The organism is Mesoterricola sp. MK458 (genome assembly GCF_055384935.1).
Map to the genome: position 1 here is coordinate 1,953,348 of NZ_AP045075.1, position 16,285 is coordinate 1,969,632.

Sequence of the window (16,285 nt, forward strand, 5' to 3'; positions counted from 1 at the left end):
TGACACAGGAACCCACGATGACCGAGACCATGATCAACCTCACCATCGACAGCGAGCACATCCAGGTGCCCAAGGGGACCACCGTCCTCAAGGCCGCCGAGAAGCTGGGGATCCACATCCCCAGGCTCTGCTACCACCCCAAGCTGAGCCTCGAAGGCGCCTGCCGCATCTGCGTCGTGCAGGTGGAGGGCTTCAGCAGCTTCCTCACGGCGTGCAGCCACGAGGTCTGGGAGGGGATGAACGTCCAGACCAATTCCCCCGAGATCCGCCGCGCCAGGCGCGACATCGTCGAACTGCTGCTCGACAACCACCCCATGGATTGCCAGACCTGCGACCGCGACGGCGTGTGCGAGCTCCAGAAGCAGGCATACCGCCTGGGCGTGCGCGAGCGCCACTTCGAGGGCAAGCGCAAGCGCTTCCCCATCGACGACCAGAGCGAGTCGGTGGTGCGCACCCCCGAGAAGTGCATCCTGTGCGGCCGCTGCATCCGGGTCTGCGAGGAGGTCCAGGGCGTGCACAACCTCAGCCAGCACGGCCGCGGCTTCGAGACCGTGGTGGGCCCGGCCAACCTCGGCCCCATGGACGACAGCGCCTGCATCCAGTGCGGCCAGTGCATCAACGTCTGCCCCACCGCCGCCTTCCTGGAGAAGGACCACACCGAGCGCGTGTGGGAGGCCCTGGCCATGCCCCGGGACAAGAAGCACATCGTCGCGCAGCCCGCCCCCTCCATCCGCGCCGCCATCGGCGAGTGCTTCGGGCTGCCCATCGGCACCCCGGTCACCGGCAAGCTCATCACGGCCCTGCGCCGCCTGGGCTTCGATGCGGTCTTCGACACCAACTTCGGCGCGGACCTGACCATCATCGAGGAGGCCAACGAGTTCCTTCGCCGCATGAACGGCGAGGGCCCCCTGCCCCTGCTCACGTCCTGCTCCCCGGGCTGGGTCAGCTTCATGGAGAAGTTCTACCCGGAGATGATTCCCCACACCTCCACCTGCAAGTCCCCCATGTCGATGCTCAGCACCCTCTCCAAGACGCACTACGCCGAGAAGAAGGGCCTCAGCCCCGACCAGATCTACATGGTGGGCATCATGCCCTGCGTGGCCAAGAAGTTCGAGGCCGCCCGCCCCGAGCACGCCATGGAGGACGGCACCCCCTACACCGACGCCGTGCTCACCACCCGTGAGCTGGCCTGGATGATCAAGTCCTACGGCATCGATTTCGTGAACCTCCCCGACGGCGAGTTCGACCGGCCCCTGGGGATCTCCTCGGGCGCCGCCGACATCTTCGGCGCCACGGGCGGCGTGATGGAAGCGGCGCTGCGCACCGCGGCCGTGAAACTCACCGGCGACGAGCTGGGTCCCCTGGTCTTCGAGGACGTGCGCGGCGTGACCGGCCTCAAGGAGGCCTCCATCACCCTCGCCGGCAAGGAGATCAACATCGCCGTCTCCAACGGCCTCACCAACGCCAAGACGGTGCTCGAAGCCATCAAGAGCGGCGAGAAGCAGTACCACCTGGTGGAGATCATGGCCTGCCCCGGAGGCTGCGTCGCCGGGGGCGGCCAGCCCTACCCGCCCTTCACCATGGACGTGCTGGATCCCGAACTGGGACGCCTGCGCGCCAAGGCCCTCTACCGGATCGACAGCGACAAGCAGCTGCGCCGCAGCCACGAGAACCCGGCCATCGAGCACCTCTATGCCGAGTTCCTGGGTGAGCCCAACGGGGAGAAGGCCCACCATCTGCTTCACACCCACTACCACGCCCGGATGCCCAGGGGGATCAAGTGAGCGCAACCAACACCGACAACTGGCTTGAAATCAAGGCCGCGGCCGAAGCCGCGCTCCCCGCGAACGTGGTGGAGTTCATCGCTTCCCTGAACGGCACCCTCCACTCCGAGAGCCACCTCATCGCCATCCTGCACCTGGTGCAGGCCGAGACCGGCTGGCTCTCCACCGAACAGATGGAAGCCGTGGCCCAGCTGGCCCAGATCCCGCTGGCCAAGGTCACCGGGGTGGCCACCTTCTACCACTACTTCCGCCTCCAGCCCCGGGGCAAGCACATGATCAACGTGTGCCTGGGGACCGCCTGCTACGTCAAGGGCGCCGACAAGATCAGCCAGCGCCTCATGGACAACCTGGGCATCCAGTTCGGGGAGACCACCAAGGACGGCATGTTCAGCCTGGAATCCACCCGCTGCCTGGGCACCTGTGGCCTGGCTCCCGTGGTGATGATCGACGACCAGGTCCACGGCCCCGTGACCCCGGGCGAAGTGAGCCTGATCCTGGAGCGCTATCTCAAGAAGGACAAGGCCGTACCCAAGGCCTGATCCGCAGGATCCCGGGAATGGCCGGAGACGCCTGGGCGGCGCGTGGGAACGCCGCCCGGGTTCTCCGGCCAGGTTTTTTCAGAGCCGCTGGCACCCTTCCTGCCTGGACAGCGTGGCGTCGAAGGTCCCCAGCGGCACGCCCCCCGAAGCCTTCACGGTCTCGAGGATGAAGCAGTCCGCGAAGTCGGCCCTGCACCCCTCCCAGGTCCTGAGCGCGGCCTCCAGGAGGGCCGGTTCCTGCACCTCCAGCTCCGCCATCTCCAGAAGGGCCTGGGCCACCTGGCAGACCTTTTCCTTGGCCAGACCGTAGCGGCTCATGAGTACCCAGACCAGTTCCAGAAGGGAAAGGTGCGTCACGAGAACCGGATGGTGGCGCTTGACGAAGGCCTGGGCCTTCTCGAACTGACCGGGATCATCCCGCGTGACGAGGCGGACCAGGACGTTGGTGTCGATGGCGGCCATCCCTACCTCCCCTCATCCCGGCGCCCCGCGCGGGAAGCCAGGAATTCCCGCCTTGCGGCCCGCAGCTCCTCGTCCGTCAGCCGGATCTCGAGGGGGCCGATCAGCGCGTGAAGGTCGGTCCAGGTGACGCGCTTGGGCCGGACCCGGTACTCGCCGTTCTCCCCGCGGTCCCATATCAGCTGGGTTCCGGGCCGGATGCCCAGGTCCCGCCGGACTTCGGCGGGCACCGAAATCTGGCCCTGACGGGTGACTTTGGAGACGGCGATGAGCATGGGCACACCTTCATTACCAATGGTAATGCATCCTCGCCCAGGCGCAAGGTCACCAGGCACCGGGCCGCTCGTGGTCGAGGGTGTCATGGACCGTGCGGGAACGAAGGGGTCTGAAATGAGCCTTCCTGTCATGGGTCCTTCCGAAAAGGACCAGCCTACCCCGGCCCCCCTTCCCGCAAAAGAGCCGTGGGGAAAGGGCTCAACCGGGGCGCGCCGTGCGGGGTCAAGTGGCTATTCTTTCTTTACCCGGCGAAAAGCCCCTGGAGCCTCCATGTCCCTGGTCCCCCTCGTCCTCATCGCCTGCCTGCCCCTCACCGCCCAGGAATGGACCGGCAGCGGCGCCCCCCAATCCGACCGGTGGACCGGCTCCGTGGGCGCCATGGCGCTCACCTACCCCTCGGCTCCCGGCTCCGCCTCGAACCGGACGGTCCTCCTTCCCACGGCCAGCGCCCAGTACGGCAAGTTCTACCTGGGGTCCAGCCGGGTGGCGGTGGGCTTCGGGGGCGGGATCCAGCTGTGGCGGACGCCGGCATGGACCTGGGAACTGGGCCTGGGGGTGGGTGACGGCCGGCCGGAAAGCCGTGCTCCCGAACTGGCAGGCATGGGCGACCGGAACCGGAGCGTCTGGGCCGGCACGGGCATCCAGTGGCGCAGCCGGGGCTGGAGCGCCAGGGCCAACCTGGCCCATGGGCTGTCCGACGATGGGGGCAACCGCGCCACGGCCGGAGTGGGCCGCACCTTCCCCCTGGCCCCCGGCTGGAGCCTCACCGCGGGCCTCCACGCCAGCTGGTCCGACGCCGACAATCTCGCCTACGATTTCGGCATCTCCCCGGAGCAGGCCCAGCGGCGGTCGGCGCTGGTGGCCGCCGGGGACACCCGCCTGAAGCCGGGCGAGACCGGCCCCTTCGCCCCGGGCGCGGGACTGCGGGACGTCGGGGGGATCCTCATGCTGGCCTACCGGTCGGGACCCCGCCTCACCTGGCACGGGATGCTGTTCGGGGGCACGTTCCAGGGGGATGCGCGCCGGAGCCCCCTGGCGCGCAGGGATTCCTTCCTCAACGCCGGCCTGGGGTTCAGCTACCGCCTGGGGGACTAGGGAACTAGGCTACGATGAACCCATGACTCCCAGAGGCTGGAAGCGATTCCTGTCCCGGCTCCGGCGGCTTCCGCTGAGGCTCCGGAAGGTGCTGCGCGGGGGCACCGAGGGGCTGCACCTCAGCAAGGTCAAGGGCGCGGGCCTGACCTTCGTGGAGAACCGGCCCTACGTGCCCGGGGACGATCCCCGGACCATCAACTGGCCCCTCACGGCCCGCACGGGCGAGCCCATCGTCAAGGTCTTCCAGGCCAGCCGCGAACTCATCGTGTGGCTGGTGGTGGACCCCTCGCCCTCCATGTTCCTGGGGGATCCCGTCAGCCCCATCCGGTGGGCGATCGAGATCTGCGGGGCCGCCCAGGCCACCACGGCCGCGGGCAAGGACCGCCTGGGACTCCTGGTGCCCGGGGACGCGACCACGCCGCCCCTGCGCATCGCCCCGCGCCGGGGCCGGGTCCAGGGCCTCCACCTCCTGGAGGCGCTGGCCGGACGCGGCCCGGCCATCCCGGGCCCCGCGGACTGGCAGGCCGCGCTGGGGCACTGGGGCGACCACGGACGGGGCCACCGGCTCTGGATCCTGAGCAACGGAGCCGGGCTCCAGGGCCTGGCCCCGCTCCTCAAGCCCCTTGCCGCGCGGCACCGGGTGGTGTGGTTCCGTCCCGACCAGCCCCACTACCGCCACATGCCCAACTGGCCCGACCCGGGCTTCCCCGCCAACGTCGAGCGCCAGGACTGGAACATCATGGAGGACCCCGTCACGCGCCTGGGGATCTGGCTCAAGGGCGGAGGCGCCTGATGGGGACCCCCGTGTGGAAGGCGCCCGCCGAACTGCCCATGGGCAGGCTGGGGACACTGGAACTGCGGGACGACGACCCCGCGGCCCCGCCCCTGCCCCGGCCCGGGGACGAGCGCCTGGGTCCCCTGGCGGTGCGGGGGGTGGACCCGCTCAAGGACGGCCGCGGCTGGCGCATCACCGTCCAGCCCCTGGGACCGGGGCTCGCGGTGGTCCGGCCCCTGGACCTGGGCGACGGCCGCAGGACCCCCGAACTGCGCATCACCGTGCCCCGCACCGTGCCCTTCGGCGCGCCCTGGGTGGCCGTGGGCGGAGGCCGGGAGGACATCCTGCCCCACGTGCCCTTTCCCTGGCCCTGGGCCACGCTCCTGCTGATCCCCCTGGCCGCGGCGGCCTGGGGCCTTCGCCGCCGCCACGTCAAGGGCTCCGAGGGGCGCCGGCGCCGCGCGGCCCGCAAGGCCTTCGCGCACCACTACCCCCCCCGGGAGCCGGGCCGGCTCGCCCTGGACGCGGCCCACGCCACGGGCCGGGAACTCCTGGCGGCCCACCTCGGCGACGACGCCCTGGGCTGGGGCGCCGAGGCGCTGCGGGCCCGGGGCCTGGACGTCTGGGCCACCTGGGCGCTGAGCCTGGACGCGGCCCGCTTCGCCCGCACCGAGCCTCCCTTCCCGCCGGTGGGCGAGCTCCTCCACGCGCTGGAGGGGAAATGAGCCTCGCCCTCCGCTACCCGTGGCTCCTGCTGCTCCTCCTGCCGGGCATCTGGATCGCGGTGCGCACCAGCTACCGGTGGGGCATCCCCAGCTCCCGGCCTTCGGGGCGCGCGGCGCGGTGGCTGTCCCACCTCATGCCCGCCCTCATCGTGGCTCTCCTGGTGGTGGCGGCCGCGGTGCCCGAGCGGCGCGCCGAGGTCGCGGGGCGGGCCCCGGTGGTCGACTTCGCGGTGGTGCTGGACGGTTCCAGTTCCATGATGGCCCTGGACGGCGGGGCCAAGGAGGACCGCTGGAACGCCGCGCGCCGGCTGCTCAAGCACTTCATTGCGGGAAGGCCCCACGACCGCTTCGCCATGGTGCTGTTCAGCGCCCACCCGGTCACGCTCAGCCCCCTCACCGCCGACCACGTGCGCCTCTGGACCATGCTGGAGCGCCTGGAGATCGAAAGCCGGGACGACGGCACGGCCATCGGCAGCGCGCTGATGACCGCGGTGCGCCGCCTCTCGGACAGCCCCGCCCGCTCCCGGGTGATCCTGCTGCTCACCGACGGCGCCCAGAACCGGGGCCACGTGGAGCCCGCCGAGGCCGCGGAGGAGGCCCGGCGCAACGGCATCCGGATCCACACCGTGGCCATCGGCGGCGACGGGGACGCCCTCTATCCCTTGGAGGGCGGCGGCTTCGCCAGCCTCAAGGTGGAGACCGATCCCGAAACCCTCAAGCGCATCGCCCAGGCCACCGGCGGCGAGGCCTTCAGCGCCGGCGACCCCGCGGGCCTGGCCCGGAGCATGACCGCCATCGACGCGCTGGAGAAGACCGCCCTGCCCGTGGACGCGCCCACCGAAGGCCGGCCCCTGGCGCGCTGGTTCCTGCTGGCCGCGGGCATCCTGGCCGTGCCCCTGGCCCTGGACCTGGGGCGCAAGCGCGGCCGGCCCGCCCCGGCCTGGATGGTGGACGCATGATCCCCGGCACCTTCACCCACCCCGCCCTCCTGTGGCCCGGCCTGGGCCTGGCGGGGCTGGCCCTGGCGCTGGGCCTGTGGGCCCAGAGCCGGCCCGGGCTCGGCGTGCGGGTGGTGGGGCAGATGCCCCTGGCCCAGGGCCTGGGGCTCGCCTTCATCCTCCTGGGCGCCGCCATCGGACTGGCCGAGCCCCGGTGGGGCGCGCCGGAGGCCCCGCGGCTCACGGTGCGCGTGGTGCTGGACGCCAGCCGCTCCATGGGGGTGCGGGACGCGCCGGGCCCAGGCGGCGCCATGCGCACGCGGTGGGAAGCGGCCCTGGGCGTACTGGACCGCCTCTGGTCGCAGCCCAACCCCGGCATCCTCTTCAGCCTGGACCTCCTCACGGGCGACGCCATCCCGCTCCTGCCCCCGGGGGACGACCTCCGCCTGCTCCGGGACGCCCCCCGGGCCGTGACCCCCGGCGAGCTGGGCTCCCCGGGCACCTCCATCGGCCGCGGCCTGCCCCAGGTGGCCGCCCAGGCCGGACCCCGCACCCCCGAAGTGATCCTCCTGATCGGCGACGGCGAGGAGACCTGGGAGGCGCCGGAGGAGGCCCTGCGGCGCGCCTCGGCCCAGTTGGCCAAGGCGCGGCTGCCCCTCTACACCCTGTGCGTGGGACAGACGACCAAACAACCCGTGGCCTCCGGCGGACCGGACGAGGCGCTCTTCAGCCAGGCCCGGCCGGACTACATGGCGGACCTGGCCAAGGCCGCTGGCGGCCGCGCCCTGGCCCCGGGGGACGACCTGCCCCGGCTGTTCCAGGACCTGGCCCAGGGCCGCGAGCCCCTGCCCATGTCCCGCTCCCTGCTGCCCGCCCACCCCGAGGCCGGGGCGTGGCTGGCCCTGGCCGGCATCTGCATCTGGCTTGCCGCCGCGGGCAAGCCCATGCGGGCCTGGCGCCCCTTCCTGCTTGTGCTGGCAGCCCTGGGGGCCCCGGCCCGGGCCGAACTGCCCGTGCCCCAGTCCATCCGGGCCTGGATGGCCCAGAGCGCCCTGGAGCGCGAGGACCTGGCCGCGGCCCAACGGTGGAAGCCCCGGGGCGACGCCCCCAGCCACCGCCTCCTGCGGGCAAGCATCGAACTGAAGTCGAAGGCCCCCAAGGAGGCGCTGGAGACCCTCGCCCCGCTCACGGGCCTGGGCGCCCCCCGCCCCCTGCCCCCCTGGCGCGCCCCCGCCCTCCTGCTGGCCGCCAAGGCCAGCATGGACCTGGGCCGCCCCGAGGACGCCCGTACCCTCCTGGAGCGCGTGCTCACCGAGCAGCCCGGACGCGAGGAGGCCATCCATAACCTCCAGACGCTCCTCAAGGACCCCGGCCCGCCGCCCCCCAACCCCAAGAAGCCGCCCCCGCCCCCGCCCAGCCAGGCCGCGCGGCAGGACGAACTGGACGGCCTCAAGCAGCGGCTGCCGAAGAAGCCCCCGGGAGGGGTGAAGGATATCTAGCCATCGGTCCGGCTCCACGCGCGCTTCCGGGAACCCACCGGCGGTTCCCCCATGGCTTGGCTTCAGGTTTGGCGATCCCCGTCGCATTGCCAAGCCGGAACGGCGGCATATTATTAATAATTAGTCAAGGAGTACCCATGCCCAGACCCTCGGCCTTCGTCCTGGTTGGCCTCGCCCTGCTCGCCCCCCCCACCCTCCGCGCCGCGGATCTGGATTCCCCCCTGCGCTTCGGCCTCCAGGCGACGGCCGCCAGGCCCCTTGCGGACCTCAAGGCCATCAATGGCCGCACCGGGGCGGGCGGCGGGCTGTTCTTCGAGTCGGACCAGGGCCAGGGCTGGACCCTGCGCACCCGCCTGGACTTCCTCACCTTCCGGGAGGACGCGGCCCGGACCCGGGGCATCCTGAACGACATGGTGGCGCCCCGCACGGTCCGGGTCAGCGCCAACCAGGTCTCCCTGGGCGTGGAGGTGCGCCACGGCGTGCCCGGGCTGGGGGGCACCTTCATGCTGGGCGGGGTGACCCTGAGCCGGGTGGAGTTCGGTACCGTGGGCCCGGTGGCCTCCGGGGCCGGAATCGGCTGGGACAAGCAGAAGACGTCCATGAAGGTGGGCTTCGCCGCCGGGGCCGGCTACCGGTTCACGGACGCCGTGGCCGTGTCGGTGCGGTACGCCGCCACGAACCTGGGCGGGGTGACCCTGGCGACCCTGGAGGGGGGGCTGGAGTACCGGTTCTAGAACTTCAGGACGAGGCCGAACCCGGTACCTGAGCGGTCCAGGGTGATGGCTAGGTCCTTGGAGATGGTGTCGGTGGGCACCTTCCAGGACTCCCCGGACGTGAAGACCCGGACTCCCAGCCACGCCAGCGGGAAGTAGCGCACGTCCGCCCCTGCGTGGTGGTACCGGGCGCCCTTGTAGCCCAGGTAGTGGTAGTAGCCCCGCATGACCAGCCGGCCGTCCAGGCCGGAGTAGCCCACCGAGGGCCCCACCTGCGGCATGGGCAGGCCCGACTTGAAGGAGGCCTTGGACGTGACGCCGGTGAGGTAGCTCGTGCCCGTGGCGTTGAGGTCCAGGACGGTGCCGCGCACCCCCAGATCCACCCCGATCCAGAACCCGGGCGTCCGCATGAAGCGGATCGTCCAGTTCCCCGTGTAGTTGGTCATCTTCACCGTCGTGGCCACCGTGGCCTGGGCGTTCCAGGTCTGGCCCGAGATGGTCACGTCCCGGGAAATGAGGTTGGAGCCCGCGTAGTCCTGGGATTCCGCGGACAGTTCGAGCCCGAAGCGGGGCCCCTGGTATTCCAGGGCGACGCCCACGCGGGTGGAGTCCTTGGCCAGGGCCAGGTCCTTGACGATGTCGAAGTTGACCGGTTCGCCGTCCTGCATCCCGGTGTAGCTGCCTTCCAGGGTCGGGGCCACCCGGTGCAGGTCGAGGTACCAGGCCCCCCGGGACTGGGAAAAGGCGGGAAGCGCCGCCAGGATGGCTGCTGAAAGGACCAGGGTCCGCATGTGACCTCCTTGTTCCGAACCGGCCCTAGCCGAGGGTGATGATGCCGCCGTTGATGTTCACCGTGCCGTGGTCGAAGGTGGCCGTGACCGTTTCGCGGGTCGCGGCGCCGGTCGCCCGGTTATCCGTGATGACGAGGCTGCCCGTGACCGGATAGGCGCCGCCCTTCGCCCAGACGAGGGGACGGACCGGATCGATCTGCACGGCCACGCTGTCCCCGGTGGCGTTCGCCACGCCGAAGGTGCCGGTGAGGGTGAACCCGTTGGCCGTGGTGGTGCTGGCCAGGTCGCAGGTGAAGGTCCAGGCCTTGCTGTTGGCCGGGACCGAGGTGTCGGTCACGGTGATCTTGAAGCCGGGATCGGCGATGACGGTGCCCAGGTTGCCGTTCACCACCGCGGCGAGGCTGCCGGTGTACACCCACTGGACCGTGGCGCTCCGGGTGTTGACCAGGGACCCGAAGGTCTCCGTGTAGGTGTGGGCGGATCCGGAAGGCGTGTCGGAGAGCGTCAGGGTCCCGGCGAGGGTCCCCCCGCTGCCGGAGCGGCACCCGGCCAGGGCGAGGGTGGCGGTGGTGCCGTCAACCGTGGGCGTGACGCAGGACGGGTAGCTGCCGCCCAGGACCCCCGGAAGGGTCGTGAGGATGTCCGTGAGCCCGAAGACCGAGACGCCGGCGGGCGAACCCTTGATGGCCTCGGGGTCCGTGCTGGAGGTGTCCACCTTCGATTCGGTGGCGCATCCCACCAGGACGGCGATGCCCGCCGTCACCAGAAGCTTTGACAACTTCATGGAAACTCCCTTCGAGGGGCAACCGGCCCCGACCCCCTTCGGCGGGAAACCGCCTTGGGTTATTTCTTCAATTTGGCCGAGTTGTTAATCCACTCGGCAAAGGGCCCGGCCGGCAGGTACCCGGGCTGCTGGGCCAGGACCTGGCCGTTCTCGTCGAGGATGAAAAGGGCGGGGAAGCCCTCGACCTTGTATTTCGCCTCAAGGGCCTTGTCGGCCGTGGGGGACCCGTCCTTGAGCTGGGTCTTGACGCTGAGCGGGACCACCTTGGCCAGGGCCTCCTGGGCCACGGCGGTGGGGAAGGTGTCCTTCTGCAGCTTGATGCACCAGCCACACCATTCGGTCCAGACGTCCATGAAGATGACCTTGTGCTCCTTCTTCGCCCGGGCCTGGGCGGCGGCAAGGTTGGTTTCCCACTTGACGTCCTTGGCCGCGAGGGTTCCGGCGACGAGGAAAGGGATCAGGAGCAGTTTCACGGGCACCTCCATGGTGTGACCAACCATACGGCAAGATCGCCCTAACCGGAAGGGGGGGCCGGCCGTATCCCCTTCGACCGGCCACAACCCAACCGTCCCCCTCAAGGAGGCCCCATGAACAGTGTTTTCGCAACACTCGCCCTTTCCACGCTCCTGGCCGGTTCCGCCATCGCCCAGGCCCCCCGGTTCATCGTCGTGGACGTCGTCAGCAAGTCCAGCCTCAGCCACCACCGGGAAGACGGCCCCAAGGAGGTCCACGCCCGCATGCCCATCTCCTTCGCCAAGGGCCTGCTTGAAACCGCCAACTCCACCGAGGTCAAGGTCAACGGCAAGACCCGGAAGGATTTCAAGATCGACCAGCTCATGGCGCTCCTGGAAACCGCAAAGGCCGGCGACGTCCTCCTGGAGCTCACCACCGACAAGGGCGATCTGGTCAAGATCACCCTACAATGAGCGGATGTCCGTAACCTCCGAGACCCTCATCCGCGTCCGCTACGCCGAAACCGATGCCATGGGCATCGTGCACCACGCCGTCTACCCGGTGTGGATGGAACTGGGGCGTTCGGACCTGCTCAGGCAGCTCGGCGACGGCTACGCCCGGTGGGAAGCCCAGGGCGTGATGCTCTCGGTGAGCGGGATCAGCCTCACGTACCGGGCCCCGGCCCGGTACGACGAGCTGGTCACGGTCACCACAAGGCTCAAGGAGGCCGCGCGCAGGAAGCTGGTGTTCGCCTACGAGGTCACCCGCGACGGCACGCGCCTCGTAGAAGGCGAGACCGTCCACATCGTCACGGGCCCCGACGGCCGGAACCGCACCCTGCCGGACGCGATGCTGGCCCTGGTGGCCTCGGCCCTATAGACTGGGCACATGAGCCTCAGGACGATCTCCCTCCACAACACGATGACCCGCAAGGTGGAACCGGTGGCGCCGCTGGAACCCGGCACCGTCACCATGTACACCTGCGGCCCCACGGTCTACAACTTCGCCCACATCGGCAACCTGCGCACCTTCCTCTTCCAGGACCTGATGAAGCGCACCTTCCTGGCCGCGGGCTACCGGGTGCGCCACTGCATGAACATCACGGACGTCGAGGACAAGATCATCCGCGACTCCCAGAAGGACCTGGAGCCCGGCTCGGACAACAAGGCCCGCCACGCGGCCATGGGCCGACTCACCGCGCACTTCACCAAGGCCTTCCTGGACGACCTCGCGGCGCTCCGGATCATCGAGCCCACCTACACGCCCCGCGCCACCGACTACATCCCCCAGATGGTCGACCTGATCCGGAGCCTGGAGGAACGCGGCCTGGCCTACGTGCGGGACGGATCGGTCTACTACCGCATCGCGGGCCTGCCCCACTACGGATGCCTGGCCCACCTGGACCGGGAAGGCATGAAGGCCGGGACCTCGGTGGACGCCGACGAGTACGAGCGGGATGCCGTGCAGGACTTCGTGCTGTGGAAGGCCGCCAAGGAAGGCGAGCCCTGGTGGCCGAGCCCCTGGGGCCCCGGCAGGCCGGGCTGGCACATCGAGTGCTCGGCCATGGGCATCGAGCTCCTGGGCCCCCGGGTCGACATCCACTCGGGCGGCGTGGACCTGGTGTTCCCCCACCACGAGAACGAGATCGCCCAGAGCGAGGGCAGCCTGGGCCACCGCTGGGTCAACACGTGGGTCCACGGCGAGTTCCTCCTGGTGGAGAACGAGAAGATGTCCAAGAGTCTGGGCAACTTCTTCACCCTGCGGGACCTGGTGGCCAAGGGCTACGACCCCGCCACCTTCCGGTTCACCATCCAGTCCAACCACTACCGGAAGGTGCTCAACTTCTCCTTCGAGGGGCTCCGGGGCGCCGAGAACGCCCTGCGGCGCATCCGCCAGTTCCGCAAGCGCATGGAGGGCGACGGCACCCAGGCCGGCCAGGGCGCCATGAAGGAGGCCATCGACCCCCTCAGCCGCGTGGAGACGGCCCGGGAGGGCTTCTGGGCCGGCATGGCCGACGACCTCAACGCCCCCGAGGCCCTGGCCGCGCTCTTCACCCTCATCACCGACATCAACGCCCAGGACGACCGCGTCGCCCTGACCCGGGAGGAACGGGACGCCGTGCTGGCCTTCCTGGACGAGACCAACGAAGTCTTCGCCTGCTGGCCCCACGAGGAGGAGGCGTCCCTGGACGCCGACGTGGAGGCCCTCATCGAGCGCCGCCGGCAGGCCAAGGCCGCCAAGAACTGGGCCGAGTCCGACCGCGTGCGGGACGAACTCAAGGCCATGGGCATCCTCCTGGAGGACAGGAAGGACGGCACCGTGGGCTGGCGGAGAGCCTAGCCCCCTAGGAGACTGTCCAAGTATTCCTCGGGGCCGAGTAATACTTGGACAGCCTCCTAGAGCTGGTCCAGCGCCTCGGCCACGCCTCCGGGATCCAGGTCCTCCAGGCACTGCCGCCGCCGGCATTGGCGTTCCCGGCAGGGGGAGCATTCGATGCCCGTGCGCAGCACCACGCCGGCCCCCTGGGGCAGGCCGGCCACCACGGGGTCCGAACCGCCGTACACGCCCACCGCCTTCACCCCCAGGACCACCGCCAGGTGCAGGAGGCCCGTGTCCGGGGCCACGACCCGGCCGGCCTGACGCAATGCGGCGGCCAGCTGCCACAGGCCCATGGAAGGCAGGGCCTCGACGCCGGTGGCGCCCGGAAGCCAGGCGCGCAGGTCCTCCTCCTCGGGCCCCAGGGACCAGCGCAGCTGGTACCTGCCCTTGAGGCGCTCCGCCAGGGCGATCCAGTGCCGCAGGGGCCAGCGCTTGATGGCGCCCCGGCGGGAGGCTCCGGGCACCAGGACGGCCCGGGGGCGGCCATCGGCGGCCCACACCGGGCCCGGATCCGGCAAGGGCGCGTCGGCCAGGGCCGGGCGGAACGTCGCCAGACCCGGGATCCCCCGGCTTTCGCCGAAGGCCCCGGCCAGGCCCAGGGCCTGGGCGTACCGGGTCTGGCGCAGGTACGGGAGGGGCCGCGTCTGGAGAAATCCCGCCCCCTCCCGGGCGAGGCCGTCCCCCCAGCGCTCGGGGATGTCGGCCAGCCACGGCGGCAGGGCGGACTTCAGGATCCCGTGGAAGTCCAGGGCCACGTCGGCCCCGCGCAGCTCGCCCGCGACCCGCCGGAGCTCCCCGAGGGCGGTCAGGGGATTGCCCAGCCTGCCCCGGCGCACCACCACCGGCTCCAGCCAGGGCATGGGCGCCAGCAGGAAGGCGTGGCGGTCCTCCACCACGGCCTGGAATCGCGCGCCGGGGAAGGCCGACCCCAGGCTGGCCCAGGCGGGCAGGACCCTGAGCACGTCCCCGAGGGCGGAAAGGCGAAGCAGTACGATGCGCATGGGGGCGATTCTACTACCTGCCGACGCCGGGCGGATGCTCGCCGGTGGCGCATCGCCGCCGGCCGATTCCAGGGGCGGCCGCCCCGCCCTTGGGCGTACCCTGGTTCCATACCCTCCGGGAGCCCACGTGTCCGAGATCAGCGCCTACCTCCAGTCCCTGCACCTGGCCCTGGCCGGGAGCGACCCCGCCCTCGTGCAGGACGCCCTGGCCGAGACCGAGGCCCGGTTCCGCAAGGAACGGGAGCGCCTCGCCTGGGCGGAGCCCATGCTTTCGGACCCCGAGGCGGTGGCGCGGATCCTGGCCTCCCTGGGGTCCCCCGCGGAGCGGGCCGAGTCCTACCGCCAGCGCGAGCGGGTGGTGGCCGAAGCCCTGGCCCCGGTCCCCTATGCGCCCCCCGCCGATCCCGGCGAGGAGCTCCCCCCGCCCAGGCCGTGGCCGTCCTTTTTCGGCGTCTTCCTGGACCCCCGGGCCTACACGTCCCTGGTCTACCTGCTGATGGCCATGTTCACCGGCATCTTCTATTTCGTCTGGGCGGTCACCGGCCTTTCCATCTCCCTGGGGTTCATCATCCTCGTGATCGGCGTGCCCCTCCTGGCGGTCTTCCTGGGCTCCGTGCGGGCCCTGGGCCTGGGCGAGGGGCGTCTGGTGGAGGCCATGCTGGACGTGCGCATGCCGCGGCGCCCTCCCCTCCTGCCCGAGGGAAAGACCTGGACCGACCGCCTCAAGGGCCTCTTCGTGGATTCCTACACCTGGAAGTGCCTGACCTACCTCATCCTCCACCTGCCCCTGGGCCTCGTCAGCTTCTCCTTCGCCCTGATGGGGATCACCCTGTCCCTGTCGCTGGTGGCGGCCCCCTTCGCCCACTGGTTCTTCCACGTGCCGATCGTGGTGTGCTTCGGCCAGGAGTACGTCCTCCCCCTCTGGATCCAGGTGCTCCTGCCCCTGGGCGGGGTCCTGGGACTGGCCGGCACGCTGCACCTGGCCCTGGGCCTGGGGAGGCTCCACGGGGCGCTGGCCCGGGCTCTCCTGGTGCGCCGCTGACGTTTGCGCATTTGGTCATAGCTTTCCACGTTTGCAAAATGCCCCCCTCGGCCTGACAATTGTGGGAACCATGAGAGGGCCCATCCACATGCGCATCCACACCGGCTTGGTACTTACGCTGCTCAGCACCCCCGCCCTGGTCGCCCAGGCGCCCGCCGCTCCGGCGACCCTCGGCCAGCGCCTTGCTGCGGAAAGGCCTGAAATCAAGAAACTTAATGACGCCTTCGAATACGCCCAGGCCCAGGCCCGGGCCGAGGCCCTCATCCCCGCGACGAAGCCCGCCTTCGACAAGTCCAGCGTCAACAACCTGCACATGAGCACCCTCACCTACGCGGACCTCTGCCAGGTCTACTTCCTGGCCTTCCAGGCCGCCGACAACAACGGCCAGTGGGAAAAGGGCCTGGAGTACCTGACCAGGGCCCTGGAAACGGCCAAGGAGAACGTGGCCTCCGGCAAGGACGGCCTCACCGAGCAGCGCGACTACCACAAGAAGAGGGCCGAGGCCTTCCAGGGGTTCATGGACAAGAACGCCGATGCCATCCGCCTGCTCAAGGCCAAGACCAAGCTCGAGGACTACGAGGAGGGCGCCATGGCCCAGGTGAAGGCCTGGGAGAAGGAGAAGGCCGAGGGCGAGAAGTGGAGCAAGTTCTTCCAGTACGACCTCGATCTGGCCTCCCGCAACGTGGACGACTTCCAGAAGTTCGTCGATCTCCAGACCAAGAAGATCAAGGACCAGCAGGCCGACATCGACACCTACAAGGGCCACCCCGGCGACAAGGACAAGTGGGCCGAGGCCGTGGCCTCCAGCAAGGCCTACCTGGATTCCTTCACCGAGAAGGCCGACAAGGTCGCCTTCCTGCACCGCCTGAAGGTGCTGGCCCCCGACAACCGCAAGGTGGAGAACGCCCTGGACGTGGCCCTGGGCCGGGCGGTTCCCGACAAGCCCGCCCCCGCCAAGAAGAGGCGGTAGTCTTCCGGACCCACCCGGGCGAACCTTGGGGCCACCCCGGCTTGGACGCCGGGGTGGCCCCA

At 70.4% G+C, this 16,285-nt stretch carries 19 protein-coding genes; 13 read left to right on the top strand and 6 right to left on the bottom strand.

Translation table 11 applies throughout. From position 1 onward, the window contains the following. Positions 1-17: 17 nt before the first annotated feature. Both ACZ5LB_RS08590 and nuoE read left to right on the top strand, forming a co-directional pair. Positions 18-1,784 (top strand): NADH-dependent [FeFe] hydrogenase, group A6, encoded by a 1,767-nt coding sequence (locus ACZ5LB_RS08590; protein ID WP_464605782.1) that lies wholly within the window; start codon positions 18-20, stop codon positions 1,782-1,784. Beyond that, positions 1,781-2,323 carry an NADH-quinone oxidoreductase subunit NuoE gene (gene nuoE / locus ACZ5LB_RS08595; protein ID WP_464605783.1) on the top strand — a complete coding sequence of 181 codons (543 nt, stop codon included), beginning with the start codon at positions 1,781-1,783 and terminating at the stop codon, positions 2,321-2,323. The genes ACZ5LB_RS08590 and nuoE overlap by 4 nt, the downstream gene beginning before the upstream one ends. A gap of 78 nt (positions 2,324-2,401) precedes the next feature. Here nuoE and ACZ5LB_RS08600 read toward each other — a convergent pair whose 3' ends face one another. Both ACZ5LB_RS08600 and ACZ5LB_RS08605 read right to left on the bottom strand, forming a co-directional pair. Continuing rightward, on the bottom strand, positions 2,402-2,785 hold the full coding sequence (locus ACZ5LB_RS08600; protein ID WP_464605784.1) for a PIN domain-containing protein: 384 nt from the start codon (positions 2,783-2,785) through the stop codon (positions 2,402-2,404). Between the two features lie 2 nt (positions 2,786-2,787). Then, on the bottom strand, positions 2,788-3,057 hold the full coding sequence (locus tag ACZ5LB_RS08605; protein ID WP_464605785.1) for an AbrB/MazE/SpoVT family DNA-binding domain-containing protein: 270 nt from the start codon (positions 3,055-3,057) through the stop codon (positions 2,788-2,790). A 271-nt stretch (positions 3,058-3,328) separates the two neighbouring features. Between ACZ5LB_RS08605 and ACZ5LB_RS08610 the strand changes: the two genes are divergently transcribed. From ACZ5LB_RS08610 to ACZ5LB_RS08635, 6 genes are all read left to right on the top strand, one after another. Next, positions 3,329-4,153: a MipA/OmpV family protein gene (locus ACZ5LB_RS08610; protein ID WP_464605786.1), complete on the top strand. Its 825-nt coding sequence runs from the start codon at positions 3,329-3,331 to the stop codon at positions 4,151-4,153. A gap of 22 nt (positions 4,154-4,175) precedes the next feature. After that, positions 4,176-4,946, top strand: coding sequence for a DUF58 domain-containing protein (locus tag ACZ5LB_RS08615; RefSeq protein ID WP_464605787.1), 771 nt, complete (start codon positions 4,176-4,178; stop codon positions 4,944-4,946). Beyond that, positions 4,946-5,653: a hypothetical protein gene (locus ACZ5LB_RS08620; RefSeq protein WP_464605788.1), complete on the top strand. Its 708-nt coding sequence runs from the start codon at positions 4,946-4,948 to the stop codon at positions 5,651-5,653. The genes ACZ5LB_RS08615 and ACZ5LB_RS08620 overlap by 1 nt, the downstream gene beginning before the upstream one ends. Then, a complete protein-coding gene (locus ACZ5LB_RS08625) occupies positions 5,650-6,612 on the top strand; it encodes a VWA domain-containing protein (RefSeq protein ID WP_464605789.1) in 963 nt (320 codons plus the stop codon). Before ACZ5LB_RS08620 ends, ACZ5LB_RS08625 begins: the two co-directional genes overlap by 4 nt. Continuing rightward, complete coding sequence (locus ACZ5LB_RS08630) at positions 6,609-8,090, top strand: vWA domain-containing protein (protein WP_464605790.1); 1,482 nt, start codon at positions 6,609-6,611, stop codon at positions 8,088-8,090. Before ACZ5LB_RS08625 ends, ACZ5LB_RS08630 begins: the two co-directional genes overlap by 4 nt. Positions 8,091-8,227: 137 nt before the next feature. After that, on the top strand, positions 8,228-8,824 hold the full coding sequence (locus ACZ5LB_RS08635) for an outer membrane beta-barrel protein (RefSeq protein WP_464605791.1): 597 nt from the start codon (positions 8,228-8,230) through the stop codon (positions 8,822-8,824). Here ACZ5LB_RS08635 and ACZ5LB_RS08640 read toward each other — a convergent pair. The 3 genes from ACZ5LB_RS08640 to ACZ5LB_RS08650 are packed head-to-tail and all read right to left on the bottom strand — an operon-like array spanning position 8,821 to position 10,851. Next, complete coding sequence (locus ACZ5LB_RS08640) at positions 8,821-9,594, bottom strand: hypothetical protein (protein ID WP_464605792.1); 774 nt, start codon at positions 9,592-9,594, stop codon at positions 8,821-8,823. The genes ACZ5LB_RS08635 and ACZ5LB_RS08640 overlap by 4 nt on opposite strands. Before the next feature lie 25 nt (positions 9,595-9,619). After that, entirely contained in the window at positions 9,620-10,378 is a 759-nt protein-coding gene (locus ACZ5LB_RS08645; RefSeq protein ID WP_464605793.1) for a hypothetical protein, read from the bottom strand. 59 nt (positions 10,379-10,437) lie between these two features. Beyond that, a complete protein-coding gene (locus ACZ5LB_RS08650; protein WP_464605794.1) occupies positions 10,438-10,851 on the bottom strand; it encodes a thioredoxin family protein in 414 nt (137 codons plus the stop codon). 114 nt (positions 10,852-10,965) lie between these two features. Here ACZ5LB_RS08650 and ACZ5LB_RS08655 point away from each other — a divergent pair, with 114 nt between their 5' ends. From ACZ5LB_RS08655 to cysS, 3 genes are read left to right on the top strand one after another with little or no spacing between them, the layout of a single operon-like run. Continuing rightward, positions 10,966-11,304, top strand: a complete 339-nt coding sequence (locus tag ACZ5LB_RS08655; protein ID WP_464605795.1) for a hypothetical protein — start codon at positions 10,966-10,968, stop codon at positions 11,302-11,304. Between the two features lie 4 nt (positions 11,305-11,308). Beyond that, positions 11,309-11,710 carry an acyl-CoA thioesterase gene (locus tag ACZ5LB_RS08660; protein WP_464605796.1) on the top strand — a complete coding sequence of 134 codons (402 nt, stop codon included), beginning with the start codon at positions 11,309-11,311 and terminating at the stop codon, positions 11,708-11,710. A gap of 9 nt (positions 11,711-11,719) precedes the next feature. After that, positions 11,720-13,171, top strand: a complete 1,452-nt coding sequence (gene cysS, locus ACZ5LB_RS08665; protein ID WP_464605797.1) for a cysteine--tRNA ligase — start codon at positions 11,720-11,722, stop codon at positions 13,169-13,171. A 56-nt stretch (positions 13,172-13,227) separates the two neighbouring features. Here cysS and ACZ5LB_RS08670 read toward each other — a convergent pair whose 3' ends face one another. Continuing rightward, positions 13,228-14,211, bottom strand: coding sequence for a glycosyltransferase family 9 protein (locus tag ACZ5LB_RS08670; protein WP_464605798.1), 984 nt, complete (start codon positions 14,209-14,211; stop codon positions 13,228-13,230). 127 nt (positions 14,212-14,338) lie between these two features. Here ACZ5LB_RS08670 and ACZ5LB_RS08675 point away from each other — a divergent pair, with 127 nt between their 5' ends. Next, on the top strand, positions 14,339-15,253 hold the full coding sequence (locus tag ACZ5LB_RS08675; protein WP_464605799.1) for a sensor domain-containing protein: 915 nt from the start codon (positions 14,339-14,341) through the stop codon (positions 15,251-15,253). A gap of 70 nt (positions 15,254-15,323) precedes the next feature. Continuing rightward, complete coding sequence (locus ACZ5LB_RS08680; RefSeq protein ID WP_464605800.1) at positions 15,324-16,223, top strand: hypothetical protein; 900 nt, start codon at positions 15,324-15,326, stop codon at positions 16,221-16,223. The last annotated feature ends 62 nt before the right edge of the window (positions 16,224-16,285 follow it).

Bases quoted from the DNA above. Each gene is read 5' to 3' on its own strand.
- ACZ5LB_RS08590 (WP_464605782.1), top strand. From the start codon at position 18: ATGACCGAGACCATGATCAACCTCACCATCGACAGCGAGCACATCCAG.
- ACZ5LB_RS08600 (WP_464605784.1), bottom strand. From the start codon at position 2,785: ATGGCCGCCATCGACACCAACGTCCTGGTCCGCCTCGTCACGCGGGAT.
- ACZ5LB_RS08605 (WP_464605785.1), bottom strand. From the start codon at position 3,057: ATGCTCATCGCCGTCTCCAAAGTCACCCGTCAGGGCCAGATTTCGGTG.
- ACZ5LB_RS08610 (WP_464605786.1), top strand. From the start codon at position 3,329: ATGTCCCTGGTCCCCCTCGTCCTCATCGCCTGCCTGCCCCTCACCGCC.
- ACZ5LB_RS08615 (WP_464605787.1), top strand. From the start codon at position 4,176: ATGACTCCCAGAGGCTGGAAGCGATTCCTGTCCCGGCTCCGGCGGCTT.
- ACZ5LB_RS08620 (WP_464605788.1), top strand. From the start codon at position 4,946: ATGGGGACCCCCGTGTGGAAGGCGCCCGCCGAACTGCCCATGGGCAGG.
- ACZ5LB_RS08625 (WP_464605789.1), top strand. From the start codon at position 5,650: ATGAGCCTCGCCCTCCGCTACCCGTGGCTCCTGCTGCTCCTCCTGCCG.
- ACZ5LB_RS08630 (WP_464605790.1), top strand. From the start codon at position 6,609: ATGATCCCCGGCACCTTCACCCACCCCGCCCTCCTGTGGCCCGGCCTG.
- ACZ5LB_RS08635 (WP_464605791.1), top strand. From the start codon at position 8,228: ATGCCCAGACCCTCGGCCTTCGTCCTGGTTGGCCTCGCCCTGCTCGCC.
- ACZ5LB_RS08640 (WP_464605792.1), bottom strand. From the start codon at position 9,594: ATGCGGACCCTGGTCCTTTCAGCAGCCATCCTGGCGGCGCTTCCCGCC.
- ACZ5LB_RS08645 (WP_464605793.1), bottom strand. From the start codon at position 10,378: ATGAAGTTGTCAAAGCTTCTGGTGACGGCGGGCATCGCCGTCCTGGTG.
- ACZ5LB_RS08655 (WP_464605795.1), top strand. From the start codon at position 10,966: ATGAACAGTGTTTTCGCAACACTCGCCCTTTCCACGCTCCTGGCCGGT.
- ACZ5LB_RS08660 (WP_464605796.1), top strand. From the start codon at position 11,309: ATGTCCGTAACCTCCGAGACCCTCATCCGCGTCCGCTACGCCGAAACC.
- cysS (WP_464605797.1), top strand. From the start codon at position 11,720: ATGAGCCTCAGGACGATCTCCCTCCACAACACGATGACCCGCAAGGTG.
- ACZ5LB_RS08670 (WP_464605798.1), bottom strand. From the start codon at position 14,211: ATGCGCATCGTACTGCTTCGCCTTTCCGCCCTCGGGGACGTGCTCAGG.
- ACZ5LB_RS08680 (WP_464605800.1), top strand. From the start codon at position 15,324: ATGAGAGGGCCCATCCACATGCGCATCCACACCGGCTTGGTACTTACG.